Consider the following 23,473-nt stretch of genomic DNA (forward strand, 5'->3'; position numbering starts at 1 on the left):
CGACCCGCCATGCTCGCCTCGCGGCAAGTGGTCGCTCGAAGCGACGAAGGTTGGGCCCGGGGGCTTGGATCGAGCCGGTGCCACAGCAAGGCTAACAAACCATCCCCGGAAGTGATTCCCTCCCCCACGGGTTGATTTTCCGCCCGGGGTCGCTCCGGTCCCGGAACAGGACAGTCCCGGAACAGGTCAGTCGCGGAGCAGATCGGGGACGCCGTGCTCGTCGGGGTCGTCCCGCTCCCCCGGCACCACGGTCAGCCGCTGCGTGGCGCGGGTCAGCGCCACGTACAGCACCCGCAGCCCCGCCGGGGACTCGTCGGCGATCTCCGCGGGCGAGACGACGACCGTCGCGTCGTACTCCAGGCCCTTGGCCTCCAGGCTGCCCAGGGCCACCACGCGGTCGCCGAGCCCCTCCAGCCAGCGGCGCGCCGCCGCGCGCCGCCGCATGGCGACGACCACGCCGACCGTGCCGTCCACCTCGTCCAGCAGCCGCCGCGCCTCCTCGCGCACCCGCGCCGCCAGCGCCCCGTCGGCCCCGTCCCCGGCCGCCGCGGGTGCGAAGCGCGGCGCCAGGCCGGTGGAGCGGACCGCCTCGGGCGCCTGGGCGCCGGGCATGGCGAGCGCGAGCACCTTCGCCGCGACCTCGGCGATCTCCGCCGGGTTGCGGTAGTTCACGGTCAGCGTGAAGCGGCGGCGCGGGCGGCTGCCCAGCGCCTCGGCGCGGGCCTCGGCCGCCTCCTCCGGGTCCGACCAGGAACTCTGCGCCGGGTCCCCGACCACCGTCCAGGTGGCGTGGCGGCCGCGCCGCCCGATCATGCGCCACTGCATCGGGGTGAGGTCCTGCGCCTCGTCGACGATCACATGGGCGTAGTCGGCGCGCTCCTGCTCGGCTCGGTCCGCGCGGCCGCGGCGCCGCGCGGTGCGGTCGGCGAAGGTGGTCAGCTCCTCCAGGCCGGTGAGCTGGTCCAGCGGGTCGGCCTCGCGGGGCCTGGCGGGCCGGGCCGGGGCGCCCAGGACGGTGTGCAGCTCGTCCAGCAGCGCCACGTCGTGCACGGACAGCGGCCCCCGGCCGTCCTCGCCCAGCCGGGCCAGCGAGCGGGCGAGCTGCCGCACTTCGCGCTGCGTCAGCACCCGCCGGGACCAGCGCCCCAGCCGCTTCTCGTCGGCCATCGCGGCCAGCACGGAGCGCGGGGTGAGCTCGGGCCACCAGGCGTCCAGGAAGCCGAGGAAGTCGTCCTCGGTGGAGATGTCCTCGTCGAACCCCTCGCGCGCCTCGGCGGCCAGCTCGGGGTCGGTGTAGCGGCGGCCGGCCCCCGACTTGGTCCACAGCGCGTCCAGCAGCAGGCGGCGGGCGCGCGGCCGCAGGAGGTTGACGGGCGCGGTGCCGCCCAGCGCGGTCTGTCTGATCCGGCGCAGCTCGTCCGCGTCCAGCTCGACGCGCGCGCCGAACGCCACGACGCGCAGCCGCTCCGGCGGCCCGGCCCGGCCGGGGCCCGCGGGCAGCTCCAGGGCGCCGCGGGCGGCCTTGCGCAGCACCCGCGTCATCCGGGCCGAGCCCTTGACGCGGGCCGCGGCCGGCTCGTCGTACGCGGTGGCCTCGGCGCCGTCCACCAGCGACCCGACCGCGCGGATCGCGACCTGTCCCTCCTCGCCGAGCGAGGGCAGCACGCCCTCGGTGTAGGCGACCAGCAGCGGGGTCGGGCTGACGACCAGGATCCCGCCCGCGTACCGCCGCCGGTCCTGGTAGAGCAGGTACGCCGCGCGGTGCAGCGCGACCGCGGTCTTGCCGGTGCCCGGGCCGCCCTCCACCTCGGTGACGGAGGCGGCGGGGGCGCGGATCACCAGGTCCTGCTCGGCCTGGATGGAGGCGACGATGTCGCGCATGGTGTGGCCGCGGGCCTGGCCGAGCGCCGCCATCAGCGCGCCGTCGCCGACGACCGGCAGGGCCGCGCCGTCCAGGGTCGCGGTGAGTTCGGGGCGCAGCAGGTCGTCCTCGACGCCGATCACCCGGCGGCCCTTGCTGCGGATGACGCGGCGGCGCACGACCCGGCCGGGGGCGACGGGGGTGGAGCGGTAGAAGGGGGCGGCGGCGGGGGCCCGCCAGTCGATGACGAGGGGGGCGTAGTCGGCGTCCAGGACGCCGATGCGGCCGATGTGCAGGGTCTCGGCGATCTCCGCGCGGTCGCCGCCGTCCTCGCCGCCGGGCTGGATGGCGTCGTCGGCGGGCTCGACGGAGGTGTACGCGCCGTCCGGGCCGCGCTCCCCGTCCTTGCCGAGCAGCAGGTCGATGCGGCCGAAGAGGAAGTCCTCGAACTCGCTGTTGAGCCGGTTGAGGTGCACGCCGGCGCGGAAGACCTGGGCGTCCCGCTCGGCGAGCGCGCCGGGCGTGCCGACCTGGCCGCGCTTGGCGGCGTCGTCCATCAGGAACTCCGCCTCGTGGATCTTCTCCTCGAGGCGGCGGTAGACGCGGTCCAGATGCGCCTGCTCGCCACGGATCTCCCGCTCGCGGACCCCGTCCCCGCCGTCCTGGTGAGCGCCGTCCTGGTGAGCGCCGTCCCGGTTTCCGGCGTCCCGGTTCCCGGCGCCCTGGTTCACACCGTCCTGGTTCACGGCGTCCCGTTGCGCGGCGTCCCGTTCGGCGGCGGGCCCGGGTCTGTCCGGTCTCGCCTCCCGGCTCGCGTGCGTGGCGTTGTGCGCGGCCACCCAAGCCCCCTTCTGTGTGCGTAGGGCAGCCGTCAACCGTACACCAGGGGCCCGGCTAGATCTTGACCACGGCCAGCCGCTCGCCGTCCAGGGTGCGGACCTCGAAGCGGTCGATCTGGTCGGGGTTCATGGCCGCGCCGCCCAGGGCGTACAGCGGCTCCTTGCTCCAGCGGGAGGCGTCGCCGTCCTTGATGCCGTAGCCGGTGCTGGGCACGGCCCAGGTGGTGACGGTCTCCTCGTGGCCGTCCTTGCCGACGGCGACCAGGTCGCAGGCCTTGGGGCCCTTCACATTGGCCAGCTTGAGGGCCACCGCGGTGCCCCACCCCTTGGCCTGGAGCGAGACGACCGCTTCGACGTCGGTGCCGGGGTCGGTGGAGCCGGACTTCCGGCCCTGGTCGAACGCCGCCTTCGCCGGGGTGGCCGCCACCGCGCCGCCGCCGCTCCCGCCGCCGTCGTCCGAGGTCAGCGCGGCGCCGGCGAACGGACCGCCGATGATCAGGGCGATGGCCGCGGCGACCAGGTACAGCCGGCGCCTGCGGTGGCCGCGGCGGCTCTTCGCGACGTCGTCCATCAGCCGGCCGAGCAGCTCGGGCCCGGGGCGGGCGGTGATGGTGGCCGGGTCGAGGACGGTCCGGCCGTCGGCGGACGTGGCGAACTCGGCCAGCAGCGGCGGGATGTCCATCAGCCGCTCCAGCTCCGCGCCGCAGCGGTCGCAGCCGAGCAGGTGCTCCTCGAAGCGGGCCGCGTCCGCCGGGTCCAGGACGCCGAGGGCGTAAGCGCCGACGGCGGTGTGCTGCTGGTCCTCCGCTGCCGGCATCATGCCGTAACCCCCCGTTCCTCGAGCGAGAGCCGCAGGGCGCGCAGCGCGTAGAAGACCCGGGACCGGACCGTCCCGGGCGGTACGCGGAGCACCTCGGCCGCCTCGTTCACCGTACGCCCCTTGAAGTATGTCTCGACCAGTGCCTCCCTATGCGCGTCGGTGAGGTCGGCGAGCGCGTCGGAGATCGTCATCATGCGCAGCGCGCGGTCGATCTCGTCGGCGGCGGGGACGGCGTGCAGGGGCGTCGGGTCGACTTCCCGGGGGCGGGCCCGGCGGCCGCGGTGACCGTCGATGACGATGCGCCGGGCCACGGTCACCAGCCAGGGGCGCAGCGAGCCGCCGGTGCTCCGCAGCTGGTCGGCGTTGCGCCAGGCCCGCAGGAGCGTCTCCTGGACCACGTCCTCCGCGCGGTGCCGGTCGCCCGCGACCAGGCGCAGGACGAAGGCGAGAAGCGGGCCCGCGTGCTCTTCGTAGAGCGCGCGCATGAGCGCGTCGTCCGGTGTCGTCCTCTCGGTCACGGGGAGCATCCTTGCGCAATCCCCACCGCGCGGTCGAGGGGGCGGGTTGGGCCTGTCGTCAAAGGGAGCGCCCTGCCCCCGACGCCTGGCACGGCCCCTTTGACGACAGACCCTAGGCGCGGGTGACCCGGCGGCGGTGCCGCGCCACGCGTTCGCGGTTGCCGCAGACCTCGCTGGAACACCAGCGGCGACGGCGACCGCGCGAGGTGTCGAGGTAGAGCAGCGAGCAGGTCTCCCCCTCGCACTGGCGCAGCTGCCCCCGCGCCACGGGGTCGGTGAGCAACTCCACGGCGTCCCGGGCGACCTGGGCCAGCAGCGCGCCGCAGTCGGGGGTGGCGGCGAGGGTGCGTACGAGGGTGCCGTCGGCGCCGCGTACGGCCCGGACGGCGGGCGGGGCGGTGGAGGCCAGGGCGTTCACCCGCTCCAGGTCGGCGCCCGCGGCGCGGCCCTCGACCTCGGTGTGCACAATGCGATGGAGCAGGTCGCGGGCGGCGCGGAAGCGGGCGAGCCAGCTGCCGTCCACGACGTCGAGGGCGGTGTCGCGGGGCACCAGGCCGGCGCCGACGAGCCACGCCTTGAGCGGTTCCACCCCGTCCAGCCGCTCCACCGGGGCCTCGCTCAGCCGCCCGCCGACCGTGGCCACCAGGTCCAGACAGATCCGTCCGGAGTCGAACCGCAGGTCATAGGCCGACGCCGACGTCATGCTCCTGTCACTCCCTCGGGTCGCCGTGCGGTCACGCGGAAGGGCCCGCCCTCCCAGAGTGCCCGCCCCGGCGCGAGCCCGGAACCCCAACGGGCTCAAGCATCGGCGTACTTGGCGTCCGAGGAGGGGTCGAGCGCCAGCCGGTATCCGCGCTTGACGACCGTCTGGATGAGCTTCGGCGCCCCCAGGGCCGTGCGCAGGCGCGCCATCGCCGTCTCGACCGCGTGCTCGTCGCGCCCCGCGCCCGGCAGGGAGCGCAGCAGATCGGCGCGGGGCACGACCCAGCCGGGGCGGCGGGCCAGCGCGCGCAGCAGGGCCATCCCGGCCGGGGGCACGGCCCGCAGTTCCCCGTCGACCAGCACCGCGTGGCCGCGGATCTCCAGACGGCGCCCGGCCACCGGCAACGGCCTTACGCGCCCGGGCAGCTCATGGGTCAGCAGCTGGACGAGCGGGCCCAGGCGGAACCGCTCGGGCTGGCTGGTGGGGACGTCGTGGGCCTCCAGCGGCAGCGCGGTGACCGGCCCCACGCAGGCCGGCAGCACGTCATGGCGCAGCGCGTCGAGCAGCTCCTCGCGCATACCGCGCCGCTCGGCCCGGTCCAGGAGGCTCGCGGCGGCAGGGGCGCTGGTGAAGGTGACGGCGTCCAGGGCGCGGGCGACCGTCGCGTCCAGGAGGCGGTCCAGGGGGGCGAGGTCCTCGGGCGGCATCCAGCGGTACACCGGTACGCCGACCACCTCCGCGCCCGCCGCGCGCAGCGACTCGACGAAGCCGGGCAGCGGCTCGCCGTGCAGCTGGACCGCGATCCGGCTGCCCTCGACCCCCTCCTCCAGGAGCCGGTCGAGCACCTCGGCCAGCGACTCGGACGCCGGGGACCACTCCTCGGTGAGCCCCGCCGCCCGGATCGCGCCGCGCACCTTGGGGCCGCGGGCCAGCAGCCGGGCGCCGCGCAGCCGGGCCAGCAGGGCCTCGCCCAGCCCCCAGCCGTCGGCGGCCTCCACCCAGCCGCGGAAGCCGATGGCGGTGGTCGCGATCACCAGGGCGGGGGCGTGGTCGAGCAGCTGCTTGGTGGCGCTGAGGAGTTCCGCGTCGTCGGCGAGCGGCACGATGCGCAGCGCGGGCGCGTGCACGACGGCCGCGCCGCGCCGCCGCAGCAGGGCGCCGAGCTCGTCCGCGCGGCGGGCGGCGGTGACGCCGACGGTGAACCCGGCGAGGGGGCCGGTGGCGGGGGCCTTGGCGACCGGGTCCGTGGGGGCGGGGCCGGTGGCCGGGGCCTTGGTAACCGGGTCCGTGGCGACCGGGTCCGTGGGGGCGGGGCCGGTGGCCGGGGCCGGCGCGGCGGGCGCCCCGGGGGCCGTACTTTCCGCGCTGTGGTCTCGGTGCATGGCTCTCGTCCCGATCCGCTGTCGTATGGGCGCCCTCCGCGGCGTCATCTCGACGCCCATCCTGTTGCCGCCCGATAACGGGCGCGGTTCGCGGAGGTTACCCGGGTGTAACGGACGGCTCCTGGCTCAGACGTCCGCGTAGGCGGGTTGCCGCGCCCCCTGCGGCTCCTGCGTCCGTGTCGCGTCGGACCGCCCGGCCGACTGGGCCCCGCGGAGGTACACGGCCCAGGTGACGGCGGAGCACAGGGCGTAGAAGACGAGGAAGGAGACGAAGGCCGGGGTCCCGCTGTGCGCGTTCAGGAACGCCTCCCGGAAGGCCAGGTTGATGCCCAGCCCGCCGAGCGCCCCCACCGCCCCGATCAGCCCCATCGCGGCCCCCGACAGCCGCCGCCCGTACGCCGCGGCCTCCTCGCCCGCGAGGCCCCGCGCCACCGCCTTGGCCTGGAAGATGCCCGGGACCATCTTGAACGTGGAGCCGTTGCCTAGCCCGCTGAAGACGAACAGCGCGATGAAGCCCACGAGGAAGACGGTCAGGGACTTCTGCGCGGAGGCGTAGACGACGACCACGGCCGCCACGGACATGGCGGCGAAGTTCCACAGGGTGATCCGCGCGCCGCCGTACGCGTCGGCAAGCCGGCCGCCGATGGGGCGGACAAGGGAGCCGAGGAGGGGGCCGATGAAGGTGAGCGAGGCGGCCTGAAGCGGGGTGCGGGCGAACTGGTTCTGCAGGACCAGGCCGAAGGCGAAGCTGTAGCCGATGAACGAGCCGAAGGTGCCGATGTACAGGAACGACATGATCCAGGTGTGGGCGTCCCGCGCCGCCTCCCTGACCGCCCCGCCGTCGTTGCGCGCCGGGGCCAGATTGTCCATGAACAGCGCCGCGAGCAGCGCGGCGACCACGATCAGCGGAATGTAGACCCCGAGCACCACGCGCGGGTGCGCCGCGCCGGCCGTGCCGATGACGAGCAGTCCGAGGAGCTGTATGACCGGCACGCCGATGTTGCCGCCGCCCGCGTTGAGGCCGAGCGCCCAGCCCTTCTTCCTCAGCGGGTAGAAGGAGTTGATGTTCGTCATGGAGGACGCGAAGTTCCCGCCCCCGACCCCGGTGAGCGCCGCGACCACCATGAAGGTGGTGTACGAGGTGCCGGGCTCCATCACCACGGCGGCGGCGACCGTCGGCACCAGCAGCAGCGCCGCGCTGACGATCGTCCAGTTGCGGCCGCCGAAACGGGCGACGGCGAACGTATAGGGGACGCGCAGAAACCCGCCCACCAGCGTCGGCATCGCGACCAGGAAGAACTTCCCGGCCGGATCCACCCCGTACTCCGGCCCCATGAACAGGACCATCACCGACCACAGGCTCCATATGGAGAAGCCGATGTGCTCGGAGAGGATGGAGAACAGGAGGTTACGGGTGGCGATCTTCTCGCCCTTCTCCCTCCAGAAGGTCTCGTCCTCCGGGTCCCACTGCTCTATCCAGCGGCCCCCTTTACGTGCGGGGGTGGTGGTCGGGGCAGTCATCACGCCTCCACGGTTTCGGGTGTCGCCTTGCTGTGCGGCCTCACTGCCCGACGACGGTAGGAAGCGCGGATTACCGGGCTGTGGCGGCAGGTGACGCGTACGAAACCTTGCTCTCACCCACGAGCGCGCGGGGCGGTGAGGGGCTCCTCCCCCGACTCCCCCGCCTTCCCCGCTTCCGCCACCTCCGCCGCCTCCTCCGCCTCCGGGCTCGGCAGCCAGGTCCCGGGTGGGGTGGCGAGCCAGCCTCCCGCCGCGCCGAGCGCCGCCGCTGCCTCGCGGAGGGCGTCCAGGCCCGGGTGGCGGAGGCCGCGGCGCCAGACCAGGGAGACGGGGGACAGCGGGACCGGGGCGGTCAGCGGGCGCAGCACCGCTCCCGGCATGGCGATGAACACCGAGCTCGCCAGCACCGACCAGCGCCGCTTGGCCACCACCCGGGTGAACTCCTCGACGCCCTCGATCTGCGGAAACGGCTCGGCCATCACGATGCCGCGCCCCGCGAACAGCTGCGCGGCCAGGTCCGTCCACTCGGCGGTGGCCGCGTTGCCCGCCGCCGCGTACAGCGTCTCCCCCGCGAGCGCCTCCAGGGGGACCTCGTGGAGCTGGGCCAGCGGGTGGTCCTCGCGCAGCACCACGGCCATCCGCTCGTACCGGATCAGCTGGTGTTCGAGGCGCGCGAGGACCGCCGGGTCCAGCCCGCCGACCCGCCCGAAGGAGACGTCCACCCGGCCCGCGAGCAGTTCGGCGGCGGCGCCGGTCAGCCCGCTGTGGAAGTGCGCCACCAGCTCCACGTCGGGCGCCACCCGGCCGCGCGCCTCGGCCAGCACCGCGCTCCCCGTGCTGACCGGCGCGCTGACGTCCACGACCAGCGGCCGCCCCGCCCCCGCCCCCGCCCGGCCGCCCCCGAAGGCGGCCGACAGCTCCTCCTGCGCCTCCAGCACCCGCCGCGCGTACGGCAGCAGCCGCTGCCCCTCGGCGGTCAGCGTCACCTGCCGCGTGGTCCGTACGAACAGCTCGGCGCCCAGCTCCCGCTCCAGCCGCCGGATGTCCCGGCTCAGCGCCTGCTGGGCGACGTAGAGCCGGGTGGCGGCCCGGGTGAAGTGCAACTCGTCGGCGACGGCGGTGAAGGCGCGCAGCAGGCGCGGCTCGATGTCCTTGGGCACGCTGTGCAGTCAACCGCATGCGAGCGTTTAACAACACAGGTGCGTCAATAGCCGCGCATCAGGTGTTGGACCGCGCCCGGGCGGGGCCGCGACCGTAAGGGGGTGATCCTCTTTCTCGCCTCCAGGCCAGTGGTGCCGACGGCCCGCCGTCTGTCGAGCGCCGCGTTCCGCGGCGCTGCGGGCCCCCGGCCCGGGCCGCCGCCGCGCGGTACGGGCGCCGGGCCCGCCGCGCCACGCCGTACGAACGACACGGACCACACGGACGACACGGACCACACAGACCACACGGACCACACTGACGACGGCGCGGCGGAGGCCGCCGGCGGCACCCGCCCGTCCCCCCGGTCGCTGCTCGCGCCCTACCGGCGGCTGTTCGCCGTGCCGGGGGCGGTCGCGTTCACGCTGGCCGGGCTCGTGGGGCGGGTGGCGGGGTCGATGCTCGGGGTCGGCATGGTGCTGATGATCGCGACGGTGCGCGACTCGTACGCCCTGGCGGGGGCGGTCTCGGCCACCGGCCTCGCGGTGACGGCCCTGACCGGGCCGCTGCTCGGTCGGCTCGTGGACCGCCACGGCCAGGCGCGGGTCGCGGTTCCGGCGGTCGCCGTGTACGCGCTGGGGGCCACGGCGATGCTGCTGTGCGTCCACTACGGCGCGCCGGCCTGGGCGCTGTTCGTCTGCGCGGTGGGCTCCTCCGGCGTGCCGAGCCTCGGCTCGATGACGCGCGCCCGCTGGGCGGCCGTCCACCGCGACGACCCGGCCGCCCGGCACACGGCCAACTCGTTCGAGCAGGTCGTCGACGAGGTGTGCTTCATGGCGGGCCCGGCGCTCGCGATGGTGCTGTGCACGGCGGTGTTCCCGGAGGCGGGGGTGGCGACGGCGGCGGTGCTGCTGGTCGTGGGGACCCTGCTGTTCGCGGCGCAGCGCCGCACCGAGCCGCCCCCGCGCACCCGCGCCACCGCCGTCTCCGCCCCCGGCTCCGGCTCCGGCGGTGCCGAGGGGTCGTTGACGCGCTCGCCGGGTCTTCGGGTGGTGGTCCTCACCTTCCTGGCGACCGGCGCGGTCTTCGGCTCGATGGAGGTCGCGACGGTCGCGGCCGTGGAGTCGTACGGCCACGGATCGGCGAGCAGCGCGGTCCTCGCCCTCCAGGCGGCCGGGTCCTGCGTGGCGGGCCTGGTCTTCGGCGCCCTGCCGGTCCGCGGTTCGGCGGCCACCCGCTTCCTGGCGGGGGTGGCGGCCATGGCGGTGGCGGCCCTCCCCCTGCTGGCCGCGAACGGGCTGGCGACGCTGACCCCGCTGCTGTTCGTCGCGGGTATGGCGACCGCGCCCACGATGATCAGCGGCATGACCCTCGTCCACCGGCTGACCCCGCCCACCCGCCTCAACGAGGGCATGACGACCGTCTACACCGGCCTCCTCGTCGGCATCTCCGCGGGCGCGGCGGCCGGCGGCTGGACGGTCGACCACCTGGGCCCGGACGCGGGCTACACGGCCCCCGCGACGGCCGCGGCGCTGGCCCTGCTGGCCGCGGCGGGGGGCGCGGGGCGGCTGCGGCGGTCCCTGGGAGCGGGCTGAGGGCGGGCCGCCGGGGTACGGCCGACGATGTCGGCCACCTCGGCGAAGGGATAGCGGAAAAAGCGAGACTGATCAGCTGCCGCCGCTCACTCATGATCGCGCCCAGACTCGGATCGAGTCGGCCGCCTCCTGGCTCGGACAGGTGGTCATGGTGTCCCGGCTCCCTGGGCCGGACCTGCCCTCACCACTCCGACGAGACAGCGCACCGAAAGGTGAGACCGGCGCGGCACCTCACATCGAGCCCCCGCACTACCCGGCGGCCACCCCGGGCCGCACCGAGCGCACCATCACCGTCAGGACCGGCGCCTCCGGCGAGGACCGCACGGTGCCCACCGCCCCGTACCCCCACGACGCGTAGAGGGCCTGCACCTTCCCGTCCTGGTTCAGCGGGTTCACCATCAACGACACCTGCGTCTCGGGGCGCCCGGCCAGGAGCGCCTCATGCAGCCTGCGCGCGATCCCCTGCCCGCGCCAGCGCCGGCGGACCATCATCTCCTTCACCGCGACCGTGGAAGCCCCCACCACGGCCGGTCCGGGCTCCGGCCGAGTGCGGCGCCACCAGCGGTCGTCCGCTCCGGCGAGCCGGTTCGCATAGACGTAGCCGACGGGCGCGCCCGAGTCGTACGCCACCAGGGCCTCCCAGCCCGGTTCGGCCGCGTGCCGCGGCAGCCGCTCCCCGAATGCCTCCGGGGCGTAGTGCGGCAGGTGGAGCTTGTGCGCCCAGCACTCCTCGTAGATGGCCATCAGGTCATCCCACACGGAGTCCACATCGCCGATCCGGACGAGACTCACGCTGCTGTCCACTGCTGCTCCCACGAGTCGTAGAGGGGGCCGGGAGCAATCCGGCGCAGGTCACGGGTGAACGAGTCAAGCATGGACCGCACCCGGGGGTGCGCCGCGTCGACGGAGGCGGCAGTGGCCACGGCACGCTCCGCCTCCCGCTGCCCGAGCTGGGCGCGGGCCAGGCGGGCGGTCGTAATGGCCCGGGAGCGGACGAGATGAGGGCGGAACAGGGTGAGGGAGGCGTGGGCCCGCGCCTCGGCTTCGGCGTGCCGACCAGCGGCCAGGTACGCGGTGGCCGCCAAGCTGTGCACTTCGGCCTCGTCGTAGAACGCGGTCAGCCGCACGGGCCGCCCCTCGCCAGGATCAGCCCGGAGCATCGCTTCCCGCGCGCAGCCCAAGGCACGGTCCACCCCGGCCTTGTCCCGCGTCAGCCCCAGGATCGCGGCGTGCCGGGCGTGGCCCAGGGACGCGAACAGCGGGTCGCGGCGGGTGATGGACAGGCGACGGGCAACGTCGTTGGCGTCGAGGGCATCGACCGGTCGGCCCAGGTGGCGGTAGAGGCTGCCCTTGTGGGACCAGACACGGAACAGGATGGCCTGGTCGCCGGACTCCTGGGCAAGACTGGCCGCCCGCTGGTGATGCCCTAGGGCGGCGTCGAAACGACGCCCGTCGGTGGCGGCCCACATAGCGCTGGACACGCAGGCGGCGGCCGCGGCGTACAGAGCGCGCCTGACGCGCTGCGAGCACGAACCACGCTGCCGCAGGGCAAGGGCTTCATCGGCCAGGGCCAGGGCGGCGGCCTCCGTTGACGGTCTCCTCTGGAGGGGCGACGGGGGGACAGCCCGGCGGCGGAACGAATCCGAGTTCGGCCGGTAACGGCCCAGCACCATCGCCAGAGCGCGGCGCTGGAGTGGGTGAGGCCAGCGCGTTTGTCCGCTCAGCCACCGCCGCACCACCCGGTCACTGATCCGGCCGGGCCTGCCGGTCATTCGCTCGATGGCGCTGTTCACCGCCTCGGCCAACTTCTCCTGCGTCAATCCAGCGTCGCCCAGGGCCGCTTGGAGCGCTCGGTTCCCCATGCCCCCACGGTAGACACACGTGTACAGCCCGCCAAGGAACCGGGTCAAGGGGAGGCAAAAAGGTCCGGGTGCGAGTAGCGGCGACGGCCGCCACTTGCCCTAAGGCTGTCGTGGAAGCCCTCGCCTGCCGGTGGACATTGCGGCAGACCTTGCGAAAACCATGAATCGGCTGATCAGGAATGCGGCGCACCCGCGCCCCGCGCCGGAACGCGACGAGGGCCCCGCGGTCGGCTGACCGCGGGGCCCTCGTCGTACATGGGATGAGTGGAGATGGCGGGAATCGAACCCGCGTCCAACGGTGCGGAACCAGGGCTTCTCCGAGCGCAGTCCGCTGTGATTTTCTCGGCCCCGGAGATCACGCGGACAAGTCTCCGACGGGCTCAGCCACTGTTTGTTGTCCCACCAGGCCCCGTGGCCGGGTCTAGTGGTTTAGTCCCCTAGCTGATGCCAGGATCCGGGTCGGGAACAGCCCCGGGCTGACACTTCGCGAGTCGCTACTTAGGCAGCGAGGGCGAAGGAATCGCGCTTGGTGTTGGCGATTATTGGTTTCGGCATATGGTTTACGAGATCATTGCCGCTTCCTCGGCTCGCTTCCCCTGCTTCGACAGCCGCTGTCGAAACCGATCATCCCCATGTGGTGTTATCAAGGTGGTGCCGCGCCCTCGGGGGGCGCAGCCCTCATCGTACGGGAACAACGCACGACCGTGCCAGCCTATTCCCGCCGTCAGGTCAGTGGGCCGGGTCCGCGGCCAGGCGCGGTCAGGCCCGCTGGCGGCGGCGGGCCGCCGAGATCGCGCGGTCGGCCTCGCGGCGGTCCTGCTTCTCGCGGAGGGTCTGCCGCTTGTCGTACTCCTTCTTGCCCTTGGCCAGGGCGACCTCGACCTTGGCCCGGCCGTCCTTGAAGTAGAGGGCCAGGGGGACCAGGGTGTGGCCGGTCTCCTGGATCTTGCCGGTCAGCTTGTCGATCTCCGCGCGGTGGAGCAGGAGCTTGCGCTTGCGGCGCGCCGCGTGGTTGGTCCAGGTGCCCTGGCTGTACTCCGGGATGTGCACGTTGTGCAGCCAGGCCTCGCCGCCGTCGAGCTGGGCGAAGCCGTCCACCAGGGAGGCCCGGCCCTGCCGTAGCGACTTGACCTCGGTGCCGGTCAGCACCAGGCCGGCCTCGTAGGTGTCCAGGATGTGGTAGTCGTGTCGCGCCTTCTTGTTCTGCGCGATCAGCTTGCGCCCCGTCTCTTTAGCCATAGCGTGGCCATTCTCGCACTACGCCCCACCCCCGAGGCCACTCAATACCGTCCGCGCGCGCGTTTCGGCGCCCTGGGAGTCGTCGCCGGCGACGGACAGGTCGGGGGTGATGCCCTTGCCGTCGACGCTGTGGCCGGAGGGGGTGCGGTAGTGGCCGACGGTGAGCTCGGCGACCGAGCCGTCGGGGAGCTCGCTGGGCATCTGCACGGACCCCTTGCCGAAGGTCCGGGAGCCGACGACCACGGCCCGGCCGCGGTCCTGGAGCGCGCCGGTGAGCAGCTCGGCGGCGCTCATGGTGCCGCCGTCGACGAGGACGACGAGGGGGGAGTCGGTGTCGCCGCCGCGCCGGGCCTCCAGGACCCGCTGCTTGCCCCGTACGTCGTACGTGGCGACCAGCCCGCCGTCGAGGAAGGAGGAGGCGGTGGTGACGGCCTCGGTGACCAGGCCGCCGGAGTTGCCGCGCAGGTCCAGGAGGATGCCCGCGCCCTTGGGGGCGGCCCGGACCGCGCGGCGCACCTGCTGGCCCGCGCCCCGGGTGAAGGCCTCGACCTTGATCCGGACGGCGGCGGGGTGCTGGTCGGTGAGGCGGTCGACGGTCACCGGCTCGGTGGCCAGGCGCGCCCGACGGAGGGCCTGGTGCCAGCTGCGCTCGCCGCGCTGCAGCCCGATCTCGACCCGGCTGCCCACGGCCCCGTGGCCGCGCAGCCAGGACACCACCTCGGTGACCGGGCGGCCGGTCGCCGGGCGGCCGTCGACGGCGCGCAGCCGGTCGCCGGCCCGGATGCCGGCCTTCTGGGCGGGGCTGCCGGGCTGGACCCGGTCCACCGAGATCCGGCCGCCGGGCCCCGTGCGGGCGGAGATCCCCACGCCCACGTACTCGCCGTCCAGGTTGCGGCGGAAGCCCTCGTACTCGCGGGCGCTGTAGACCGCGCCCCAGCGGTCGCCGCTGCGGCTGACCACCTCGCGGGCGGCCTTGGAGGCGGACTTCCCGTCCTCCTCGGCCTGGGCGGCGGCCGCCTTGACCTCGTCGCTCTCGACGGTGCTGGACAGGGATCGGGACGGTATCCGGGCGGCGGCCGGGTCGCGCCCGTCCTCGGCCTCGGCGCCCCAGGAGCCGACGGCGGCTCCGGTGGCCAGCACGCTCACAAAGACCACTGTCAGGGCGGCCCCACGGCGAATGCGGCGGGGCCGGACGAACAAACACGGGCCCGACATGCCGGTGAGTGTAGGGCAACGCGGGGCGCCGTACCGGGCGTTGTGAGGTACGGCGCCCTGGACGAATGTCACACCTTGAGGTACTTGCGGAGCGCGAACAACGCCGCCAGGGCGGGCATCAGCAGCCCGATCGCCAGCACCAGGGGCAGCTTGGCCAGCACCGCGTCACCGGCGATGAAGTGGATGACCCTGATCTGGTCGGCCAGCCAGTTCCGGACCAGGAAGTAGTAGCCGCTCACCAGCAGCACACAGGCGAGGCCCGCGCCCAGCAGGCCCGCGATGGCCGCCTCCAGGATGAACGGCATCTGGATGTAGAAGCTGGACGCGCCGACCAGCCGCATGATCCCGGTCTCCCGGCGGCGGGAGAACGCCGACACCCGCACCGTGTTGACGATCAGCATCAGCGCGACGATCAGCATGAGCGACATCACCCCCAGCGCCGCGTAGTTCATGCCGTTGAGGAGATTGAAGAGGTCGTCGACCACTTCCTTCTGGTCTCGGACCTCCTGCACCCCGGGGCGTCCGGCGAAGGCGGTGGTGATCACCTTGTACTTCTCGGGGTCCTTCAGCTTGATGCGGAAGGATTCCTGCATCTGGTTCGGGGTCAGCGACTCGGCCAGCGGCGAGTCGCTGAACTCCTCCTTGTAGTGCTTGTACGCTTCCTCGGCGGTCTCGAACCGAACGCTCTCCACGATGCTCATCTGCTTGAGCTCGGCGCGGATCTCGTTCTTCTGCGCCTCGGTGACCGGGCCCCTGGCGCAGTTGGGCGACGTCTCCTTGTCCTGCTTGTTGCACAGGTAGATGGTGACGTTGACCTTGTCGTACCAGTAGCCCTTCATCGTGCTCACCTGCTCGCGCATGAGCAGGGACCCGCCGAACAGGGCGAGCGAGAGGGCGACGGAGACGATCACCGCGAAGGTCATGGTCAGATTGCGGCGGAGACCGACGCCGATCTCCGACAGGACGAACTGGGCGCGCATGGCGTCCTTTCAGTGCTGGTAGCCGTAAACGCCGCGGGACTGGTCGCGCACGAGACGGCCCTTTTCAAGTTCGATCACGCGCTTGCGCATCTGGTCGACGATCTGCTGGTCGTGGGTCGCCATCACGACCGTGGTCCCGGTCCGGTTGATCCGGTCCAGCAGCTTCATGATGCCGACGGAGGTCTGCGGGTCCAGGTTTCCGGTCGGCTCGTCGGCGATCAGCAGCAGCGGCCGGTTGACGAACGCGCGGGCGATGGCGACCCGCTGCTGCTCACCGCCGGAGAGCTCGCCGGGCATGCGGTCCTGCTTTCCGCCCAGTCCGACCAGGTCGAGCACCTCGGGGACGGTCTTGCGGATGGCGGCGCGCGGCTTGCCGATCACCTCCAGCGCGAAGGCCACGTTCTCCCCGACCGTCTTGTTGGGGAGCAGGCGGAAGTCCTGGAAGACCGTCCCCAACTGGCGGCGCATCTGCGGCACCTTCCAGTTGGACAGCCGCGCCAGGTCCTTGCCCAGCACATGGACCGCGCCGTGGCTGGCGCGCTCCTCGCGCAGCAGCAGACGCAGAAAGGTGGATTTGCCCGACCCCGAGGAGCCCACCAAAAAGACGAACTCCCCCTTCTCGATCTCGAGCGAGACATCCCGGAGTGCGGGACGGCTCTGCTTGGGGTAGGTCTTGGATACGTTGTCGAATCGGATCACTGGAGCACCACGGTCGACCTGGGTAGGGGTACGGGTGGCCGCGAGGGCGGCTCCCGTCGGTGAGCGTGACCATACGCGAACCGCGCGCGAGCGCGCAGGCGCCGTTCGGGGGTTGGCGCGCTTATTGGCGGCACTATTGGGGGCAAACGGTTGACAACCGTCCCGGCGGACTGTCCGAAACAGCTACGGAACCGGTACGGATGCGGTGCGGAATCGTGCGGGGCGCGCCGAACCGGGCGGAAGCTGGCACAGTGGAAGGGGAACCAACACATTTTCCAGATCGTTGGGCCCGTGTCTACTGCGGCATCGCCGCGCGGGAGGAGAAGAGCGCATGACGTATGACAGGCTTGTCTGCGCCAACTGCGCGAGCCCCGTCAGCGAGGGCCGCTGCCCGGTCTGCCGGGCCAGCAGGGAGCGTATGCAGCAGGACGGCGCCTTCGGCGGGCTGACGCCGGCCGCCCTGATAGCGCTGCTGGTGGCGCTGATCGCCGTGGCCCTGCTCGCCCACCAGGTGGCCGTGGCCTGACGGCCGGCGGCCCGGTGATTGCCCGGTGATCGATTCGACACAGTCGGTGACGATCTGTGTCGATGTGTGACGTCCTGCAATCATTCCGTGTGCGTCATTGAGGCGTGGAGCGCTGCGTGCGCCGTGCGTGACGCATCACACACACAAAGGGCCCGGAGTGACGCCGCACTCCGGGCCCTTCGCTGTGCGTGATCAGATCGCCGTGCGTGATCAGGCCACGGTGTTGCGGTTGACCAGGCGCGGCATCAGGCGGAAGCCGATGCCACCCGCGATCATCGTCGCGGCGCCGACCAGGAGGAAGGTCGTCTCGGAGGCACCGGTCTCGGCCAGCTCCTCCTTGGCCTTGCTCTGCTCGACCGGCTGGGAGCCCGCGCTGTCGGTGTCGGTGTTGTCCTGGCAGGCGGTGCCGTCGAGCTCCACCGTGCAGGTGTTGGGGTCGTCGCTGCCGCCGCCACCGCCGGTGCCGGACGACGAGGACGGCTCGGCGGTCGGCTTGCCGGTGGGCTTGCCCGTCGGCTCGCCGGTCGGCGGCTTGGTCGGGTCGCTCGTCGGCGGCTTGGTCGGGTCCTCGGTGGGCGGGTTGGTCGTCGGCGGGTTCGTCGTCGGCGGATTGGTGGTGGGATCGTCCGTCGGCGGGGTGGTCGTCGGCGGGGTGGTGCTGGGGTCGCCCGTCGGGATAACCGTCGGGTCGTCGGTCGGGTCCTCGGTGCCGACGCCGGCGCCGACGCTCACGCCCTTGTCGTCCGCGCTGGCCGAAGCCTTCACGCCGACGATGTCGACATCGAGACCCACGGCCGATGCGGCGCCCGCCGCCGTCAGCGACGCGCCGGCGGCTATCACGGCGCCGGCCGCGATCCGCGCGACGCGCAGCCGCGTCTTCTTCGTCATCTGCTTGCTACCCCCAGTAGCTGTACTCGTCAATGGAGCAGCTATGCACGGAGCAACGTTCCGCGGGGAGTCCTGATCGCGGGACCGGCCACACAAGGCGGTCCGGGAGCCCCCCGTTCACACGCGCCCCAGTCATACGCATGCCGCGCGTCAGCTTCCCCACTTTTCATATGACCGTCAAGGCCGTTGCGCGCGAGATGTCCGCTATGGAGGTGGTTGGCGGATGCATGGGTACAGGACTGTGACCAACTGGTCGTCAGACAGTGGGCGGAGCCCGGGACAAGCCCGGGAGAAGCGGCTGAAAGACGCCTAGCTCTGCTGCTCCTGCTGCTTGCGCCAGCGGATGCCCGCCTCCAAGAAGCCGTCCAGCTCGCCGTCAAGCACCGCCTGGGGGTTGCCGACCTCGTAGTCCGTCCGCAGGTCCTTGACCATCTGGTACGGGTGGAGGACGTACGAACGCATCTGGTTGCCCCAGGAGTTGCCACCGTCGCCCTTGAGCGCGTCCATCTTGGCCTGCTCCTCCTGGCGGCGGCGCTCGAGCAGCTTGGCCTGGAGGACGTTCATCGCGGTGGCCTTGTTCTGGATCTGCGAGCGCTCGTTCTGGCAGGAGACCACGATGCCGGTCGGGATGTGCGTCAAGCGCACCGCGGAGTCGGTGGTGTTGACGCCCTGCCCGCCGGGGCCCGAGGAGCGGTAGACGTCCACGCGCAGCTCGGACTCGTCGATCTCGATGTGGTCGGTCTGCTCGACGACCGGCAGCACCTCGACGCCCGCGAAGGACGTCTGGCGGCGGCCCTGGTTGTCGAACGGCGAGATGCGCACCAGGCGGTGGGTGCCCTGCTCGACGGAGAGGGTGCCGTACGCGTACGGGGCCTGGACGGCGAAGGTGGTCGACTTGATGCCGGCCTCCTCCGCGTACGAGGTCTCGTAGACCTCGGTCTTGTAGCCGTGGCGCTCGGCCCAGCGCAGATACATCCGCTGAAGCTGCTCGGCGAAGTCCGCGGCGTCCACGCCGCCGGCCTCGGCCCGGATGTTGACGAGCGCCTCGCGGGCGTCGTACTCGCCGGAGAGGAGGGTGCGCACCTCCATCTCCTCGACCGCCTTGCGCACCGACTCCAGCTCGGTGAAGGCCTCGGCGCGCGTGTCGGCGTCGTCCTCGGCGTCCGCGAGCTCGAAGAGCACTTCGAGGTCGTCGATGCGACCGCGGAGCTCCTCCGCCTTGCGGAGCTGGCCCTGGAGGTAGGACAGCTTGCTGGTGATCTTCTGCGCGCTCTCCGGGTCGTCCCAGAGGGAGGGGGCCGCCGCCTGCTCCTCGAGCACGGCGATGTCGGCCCTCATCTTGTCGAGGTCCAGGACGGCCTCGATCGACCCCATGGTCGAGGAGAGGGACTTCAGCTCTTCGGATACATCGACGACTGCCACGGGACCAGCGTAACCGGCCGGACGGGCGACCGGGCGCACGGGCGGAAGACCGCCTGCCCGGCCGGGCAGGCGGTGCTGTCCCCGGCGGTGGCCGGGCCTCAGGGCGCGCGGGAGTCCGTGGGCGCCGAGTGCGTGCCGCCCTTCGACGGCTCGCCGTCGTCGTCGCCCCCGGACGCGAGCCAGCCGCCGATGCCCACCGCCGCCAGCAGCGCGCCCGTGACCACGGCCACCCTGACCCGGCGGCGGCGCACCGCCGGGGAGACCGGGCGGTTGCGGGCCGAGCCGGCGCGGCGCTGGCCGGCGACCCGGGGGGCGCGCGCCGTGCCGTGCGGGCCCCCGGCCAGCTCGTCCGCGCTGGGCACCCGCATGCTGGTGTGCGTCTCCCGGCTGGAGTCGGGCACCGCCCCGGGGACCAGCGGCACCGCGCCGCGGCGCCGCGGCGGCTCCTCGGCGGCCGGGGCGCGGTGCGGCGCCGGCGCCTCGTCGTACCGGCCCTCCGGCTCGCTCCCCGGCTCGTCGGGCTCGTCGATGTCCAGCGGCGGGTAGCCGGCCAGGGTCGGCAGCAGCTCGCGCAGCCGCGCCGCCAGCTCGGAGGCGCGCAGCCGGGAGGCGGGCGCCTTGGCGAGGCACTGGAGCAGCAGCTGCCACAGCTCGTCGGGGATGCCGGGCAGCGGCGCGACGGTCTCCGTCACATGGCGGCGCAGGATCGCGCCGGGGTGGCCGCCGCCGAAGGGCGTGAAGCCCGCCAGCAGCTCGTAGAGGACCGTGGCGAGGGCGTAGACGTCGACGCTCGCCCGCGGCGGCAGCCCCTCGACGATCTCGGGGGCGAGGTAGTCCGGGGTGCCGATGACGCTGCGCGGGTTCTGGACGCGCCCCTGGGCGGTGCTCTGCGGGCGCGCCCGGCGCGGGGCGTCCACGAGGCGGGCCACGCCGAAGTCGGTGAGCAGGGCCGGGTGGGAGCCGCCGGGCCCCAGCGGGCCCTGCATGTCCAGCAGGACGTTCTCCGGCTTGACGTCGCGGTGCACGATCCCTGCCGCGTGGGCCGCGGCCAGGGCGTCGGCGATGTCCGCGGCGATGGCGACGGCGGCCTCGGGGGCCAGCCGCCGCTCGTGGTCGAGCCGGGTGCGCAGGTCAGTGCCCCGCACCAGGTCCATGACCAGCGCGAGGTCGTTGCCGTCGACGACCAGGTCGCGCACGCCGACCACCCGGGGGTGGTTCAGGCTCAGCAGCGCGGTGCGCTCCTGTACGAAACGGCCCACGAGCTCCTGGTCGGAGGAGAGTTCCTCGTGCAGGAGCTTGATGGCGACCGGGCCCTCGGGGCCCTCGCCCAGCCACACCGTGCCGGCACTGCCGCGGCCCAGGACCTGGTTGGCGGTGTACCGGCTGCCGATCTTCCGTGACAAGACTGCTTCGACTCCTCCGACAGGGGCCACGTTGGCGACAAAGCTACGCGGCTACCGGCGCGTTGGGGGCCTTGGACAGCGCCAACTGTCACTTCTGCGCGGAAAACACCCTTCGGATGTCGACAAATCCCCTTGATCGCGGGCGGCTCGAGCCGCCCGTGGATCATTTGGAGCCGCTGAGGCCGTCGATCCAGCCCTTCACGTCGGAGATCCAGCCGGTGATCGCGTCCCAGTAGCCCTTGCCCTCGGCGACCCAGTCCTTGAGCGGGGTCAGCTCCCAGATCAGCCAGGAACCCACGATCAGGATCACGATCACGAACAGACAGCCCTTGAGGCACCCCATGCCGGGGATCTTCATCGGGCTGGAGCTGCGCTGCCGGGGCTGGCGCGGCTCGGGCTGCTGCGGCTGCGGGGGCGGTGGCGGCGCGTAGCGCTGGGGCTGCGGCTGCTGGGGGTGGTGGGGCGCCGGGGCGTACCCCTGGGGCTGCTGGACGTACGGCGGCTGCTGCTGCTGGCGGCGCTGCTGCCGGCCGCGCGGCGGCTGCTGGGGCTGCGGCTGCGGCTGGTACTGCTGCGGCTGCGGGTACTGCTGCGGCTGCGGGCGCTGCGGCGGCTGGGGGGCCGGGCGGCGCTGCGGGCGGCGGCGCAGCGGGTCCTCGCTCGGGTCGAGGTACTGGACCTGCGTCTGGTCGTTGCGGTCCCGCGCGGCGCGCAGCTGGCTCTGCCAGGGGTGCGGCTCCTCCTCGCCCGGGCCCTGGCCGCCGGGGGGCACGGGCGGCATCGCGCGGGTCGGGTCGGCGCCGCCGGCCGGGCCGGAGCCCGCGGGCAGCACCTGGGTGGGGTCGGCGTTCGGTCCGCCGCCGGGGGTGCCGGTCTGGGGCAGCACGCTGGTGGCGGCCGCGGGGTCGTACGCGGGGGCTCCCCCCGCGCCCGCGGGGAGCACCTGGGTCGGGTCGGCGGCGCCCGCCGGCTCGCTGTCCGGCACCGGGGCGGGCGCCGGGTCGGGGGCGAGCAGCGCGCCGACGCCGAGCGCGGCCTCGGCCTGCGCGGGCGTGGCGTGCACCCCGACGCCGGCGGCGACCACGCGCAGCGCGCGGGCCAGGTTCTCGGCGCTGGGCCGCTCCTCCGGGCTCTTGCGCAGGCAGCGCTCTATGACCGTCCACAGCGGCTCGGGCACGGTCGTGGGGCGGCGCGGCTCCTCGCTCAGGTGCCGGTGCAGCACCTCGAGCGCGGTGTTGCCGGCGAACGGCGGACGGCCGGTGACCAGCTCGTACAGCATGATCCCGGCGCCGTAGACGTCCACCGCCGAGGTCTGCGGGCGGCCCTCGGCCGACTCCGGCGCGACGTAGGCGGGTGTGCCGACGAACTCGTGGGTGCGGGTGAGGCCGGGCGAGTCCGCGAGGCGCGCGATGCCGAAGTCGGTCAGCATCGGGTGCATCTCCTGGCCCTCGCCCGTGCCGGCCAGCAGCACGTTGGCCGGCTTGAGGTCGCGGTGCACGATGCCGTCGGCGTGGCTGGCGGCCAGCGCGTCGGCGACCTGGGCCATCAGCAGGGCGGCGGCCACGGGCGTGAACGGGCCGTTGCGCCGCACGTAGTCGTGCAGGTCCGGGCCATCGACCAGGTCCATGACCAGGGCGAGGAGATCGCCCTCGACGACCAGGTCGCGGGTGCGGACGATGTTGGGGTGGGTGAGCCGGAGCAGCACGGAGCGCTCACGCAGGAAGCGCATGACGATCTCCGCGTCGTTCGCGAGCTCCTCCTTGAGGACCTTGATCGCGACGGTCTCGCCGGGCTGTCCGGCCACGGCGGCCTCCGAGCCCGCCGCCTCCCGCTGGCGGGCTCGCCAGACGGTGCCCGTGGCTCCGCGTCCGAGCGGCTCCTCGAGCAGGTACTTGCTGCCTACCGGCCGCACGTCATGCGCTCCCTGGTCGTGGTCCTGTTGCCTGCGTCATGCCGACGGACGGTTCCGTCTCTCGTCCGGTTCCGTCCGAGCCGGTTCGGTGTGGTCCGGTTCCGTGTCGTCGGCATCGCTCGCGTCCGCCCCACTGTAGTGGGGGCGGGGGAGATGCCGTACTGATCTCCGTACGAGCCGCCGCGGGCGTGGCATGCGGGGAAGACGCACGATCCGGACAGATGGTTGCCAGGGCCGGAACGATCCGGCGCCGCGGGAGGGCAGAAGCGCTCGCCGGCCGGTCGTAATCAACCAGTTTCGGCCAGTCAGCCGACCAAACAAGATCATGAAGCGGCGGTCGCCGGGCGGGATGTGGGCGGCAGGTGCGAGGATGCACGCAGCACGGAAGCGGTGGGAGCCGGGGGGAGCCGCGTGCCGTGCCCGTACATCCGTACGGAGCTTGTACGTGCCGACGCGCCTGGGGGCGGTGGGGGGAACGGCGCCCCTGCCCGGCCCCTCGGACAGAAGGGACCGTTGACGGCTATGCAGATTCGGCTGACCGTCCTCGGGCCGCGCAGCGCCCACCCAGGCCGTCCGGGCCAGCCCGCGCCCGGCCACGCTCACGCCGGACCGCGCGCCGTGGACGTGCTCGTGACCGCCCCCGTCGGCACGGCCCTCGCTTCGGTGACCAGCGGCCTGGCCGACGCCCTCGCCGCCGCGGGCTGCGACACGGGCGGCGGCAGCGGCGCCGCGGTGCTCTACGCGGGGGGCGAGCGGCTCGACGCGCAGCGCTGCGCGCTCGGCGAGCCGCCCCTGGTGGACGGCGCGGTCCTCGGGCTCAACGCGCCGGCCGACCCCGACCGCTACCCCAGCCACCCCGGTTACCCGGGCTACCCCGGCCACCCGGGGTCCGCGGGCCACTCGGGCAGTCCGGGCCACCCGGGGTCTGCGGGCCAGCCAGGGTCCGCGGGC

Annotated in this window: 19 protein-coding genes, 1 other RNA gene and 1 pseudogene; 3 read left to right on the forward strand and 18 right to left on the reverse strand. The window is 73.5% G+C overall.

From position 1 onward, the window contains the following. Nucleotides 1-186 precede the first annotated feature (186 nt). The 7 genes from BBH68_RS07945 to BBH68_RS07975 form a co-directional block, all read right to left on the reverse strand. Nucleotides 187-2,493: a HelD family protein gene (locus BBH68_RS07945; protein ID WP_065960182.1), complete on the reverse strand. Its 2,307-nt coding sequence runs from the start codon at nt 2,491-2,493 to the stop codon at nt 187-189. A 262-nt stretch (nt 2,494-2,755) separates the two neighbouring features. Next, nucleotides 2,756-3,520, reverse strand: a complete 765-nt coding sequence (locus BBH68_RS07950; RefSeq protein ID WP_065960142.1) for a zf-HC2 domain-containing protein — start codon at nt 3,518-3,520, stop codon at nt 2,756-2,758. Continuing rightward, the gene (locus tag BBH68_RS07955; RefSeq protein ID WP_065960145.1) at nt 3,517-4,047 is read right to left on the reverse strand and encodes a sigma-70 family RNA polymerase sigma factor; all 531 of its coding nucleotides are present in this window, start codon (nt 4,045-4,047) and stop codon (nt 3,517-3,519) included. Before BBH68_RS07955 ends, BBH68_RS07950 begins: the two co-directional genes overlap by 4 nt. A gap of 103 nt (nt 4,048-4,150) precedes the next feature. Then, on the reverse strand, nt 4,151-4,741 hold the full coding sequence (locus BBH68_RS07960; RefSeq protein ID WP_065960147.1) for a CGNR zinc finger domain-containing protein: 591 nt from the start codon (nt 4,739-4,741) through the stop codon (nt 4,151-4,153). A gap of 95 nt (nt 4,742-4,836) precedes the next feature. Then, a complete protein-coding gene (locus BBH68_RS07965; protein ID WP_170066548.1) occupies nt 4,837-6,123 on the reverse strand; it encodes a uroporphyrinogen-III synthase in 1,287 nt (428 codons plus the stop codon). A gap of 126 nt (nt 6,124-6,249) precedes the next feature. Then, a complete protein-coding gene (locus tag BBH68_RS07970; RefSeq protein ID WP_065960148.1) occupies nt 6,250-7,644 on the reverse strand; it encodes a nitrate/nitrite transporter in 1,395 nt (464 codons plus the stop codon). Between the two features lie 113 nt (nt 7,645-7,757). Then, complete coding sequence (locus BBH68_RS07975) at nt 7,758-8,804, reverse strand: LysR family transcriptional regulator (protein ID WP_065960151.1); 1,047 nt, start codon at nt 8,802-8,804, stop codon at nt 7,758-7,760. Between the two features lie 102 nt (nt 8,805-8,906). Here BBH68_RS07975 and BBH68_RS07980 point away from each other — a divergent pair, with 102 nt between their 5' ends. Beyond that, on the forward strand, nt 8,907-10,376 hold the full coding sequence (locus tag BBH68_RS07980; protein WP_065960152.1) for an MFS transporter: 1,470 nt from the start codon (nt 8,907-8,909) through the stop codon (nt 10,374-10,376). A 249-nt stretch (nt 10,377-10,625) separates the two neighbouring features. On the opposite strand, the gene BBH68_RS07985 is transcribed toward BBH68_RS07980, so the two are convergent. The 7 genes from BBH68_RS07985 to ftsE all read right to left on the reverse strand — a co-directional run bounded on the left by BBH68_RS07985 (nt 10,626) and on the right by ftsE (nt 16,371). Then, nucleotides 10,626-11,180 carry a GNAT family N-acetyltransferase gene (locus BBH68_RS07985; RefSeq protein ID WP_065960154.1) on the reverse strand — a complete coding sequence of 185 codons (555 nt, stop codon included), beginning with the start codon at nt 11,178-11,180 and terminating at the stop codon, nt 10,626-10,628. Further along, nucleotides 11,165-12,238 (reverse strand): NsdA family TPR-like regulatory protein, encoded by a 1,074-nt coding sequence (locus BBH68_RS44690; RefSeq protein WP_065960183.1) that lies wholly within the window; start codon nt 12,236-12,238, stop codon nt 11,165-11,167. The genes BBH68_RS07985 and BBH68_RS44690 overlap by 16 nt, the downstream gene beginning before the upstream one ends. Before the next feature lie 262 nt (nt 12,239-12,500). Beyond that, nucleotides 12,501-12,870: a transfer-messenger RNA gene (gene ssrA / locus BBH68_RS07995) on the reverse strand. Between the two features lie 127 nt (nt 12,871-12,997). After that, entirely contained in the window at nt 12,998-13,477 is a 480-nt protein-coding gene (gene smpB / locus BBH68_RS08000; RefSeq protein ID WP_065960157.1) for an SsrA-binding protein SmpB, read from the reverse strand. An 18-nt stretch (nt 13,478-13,495) separates the two neighbouring features. After that, nucleotides 13,496-14,692: a S41 family peptidase gene (locus BBH68_RS08005; RefSeq protein ID WP_065960158.1), complete on the reverse strand. Its 1,197-nt coding sequence runs from the start codon at nt 14,690-14,692 to the stop codon at nt 13,496-13,498. Nucleotides 14,693-14,760: 68 nt separating this feature from the next. Continuing rightward, nucleotides 14,761-15,672: a permease-like cell division protein FtsX gene (gene ftsX / locus BBH68_RS08010; protein ID WP_065960160.1), complete on the reverse strand. Its 912-nt coding sequence runs from the start codon at nt 15,670-15,672 to the stop codon at nt 14,761-14,763. A 9-nt stretch (nt 15,673-15,681) separates the two neighbouring features. Next, nucleotides 15,682-16,371 (reverse strand): cell division ATP-binding protein FtsE, encoded by a 690-nt coding sequence (ftsE, locus tag BBH68_RS08015; RefSeq protein WP_065960162.1) that lies wholly within the window; start codon nt 16,369-16,371, stop codon nt 15,682-15,684. Nucleotides 16,372-16,702: 331 nt separating this feature from the next. On the opposite strand from ftsE, the gene BBH68_RS08020 reads away from it, so the two are divergent. Continuing rightward, entirely contained in the window at nt 16,703-16,897 is a 195-nt protein-coding gene (locus BBH68_RS08020; protein ID WP_065960165.1) for a hypothetical protein, read from the forward strand. Between the two features lie 210 nt (nt 16,898-17,107). On the opposite strand, the gene BBH68_RS08025 is transcribed toward BBH68_RS08020, so the two are convergent. The 4 genes from BBH68_RS08025 to BBH68_RS08040 all read right to left on the reverse strand — a co-directional run bounded on the left by BBH68_RS08025 (nt 17,108) and on the right by BBH68_RS08040 (nt 22,522). Continuing rightward, nucleotides 17,108-17,785, reverse strand: a complete 678-nt coding sequence (locus BBH68_RS08025) for a hypothetical protein (protein ID WP_065960166.1) — start codon at nt 17,783-17,785, stop codon at nt 17,108-17,110. Nucleotides 17,786-18,094: 309 nt separating this feature from the next. Continuing rightward, nucleotides 18,095-19,207, reverse strand: coding sequence for a peptide chain release factor 2 (gene prfB, locus BBH68_RS08030; RefSeq protein ID WP_065960169.1), 1,113 nt, complete (start codon nt 19,205-19,207; stop codon nt 18,095-18,097). A gap of 98 nt (nt 19,208-19,305) precedes the next feature. Then, nucleotides 19,306-20,610 carry a serine/threonine-protein kinase gene (locus BBH68_RS08035; protein WP_065960170.1) on the reverse strand — a complete coding sequence of 435 codons (1,305 nt, stop codon included), beginning with the start codon at nt 20,608-20,610 and terminating at the stop codon, nt 19,306-19,308. 163 nt (nt 20,611-20,773) lie between these two features. Then, nucleotides 20,774-22,522, reverse strand: coding sequence for a serine/threonine-protein kinase (locus tag BBH68_RS08040; protein WP_065960172.1), 1,749 nt, complete (start codon nt 22,520-22,522; stop codon nt 20,774-20,776). Nucleotides 22,523-23,044: 522 nt separating this feature from the next. Here BBH68_RS08040 and BBH68_RS40510 point away from each other — a divergent pair. After that, nucleotides 23,045-23,473: pseudogene (locus BBH68_RS40510) on the forward strand (hypothetical protein); the annotation flags it as partial.

Origin of the sequence: Streptomyces sparsogenes (assembly GCF_001704635.1) — a bacterium.
Lineage (GTDB): Bacteria > Actinomycetota > Actinomycetes > Streptomycetales > Streptomycetaceae > Streptomyces > Streptomyces sparsogenes.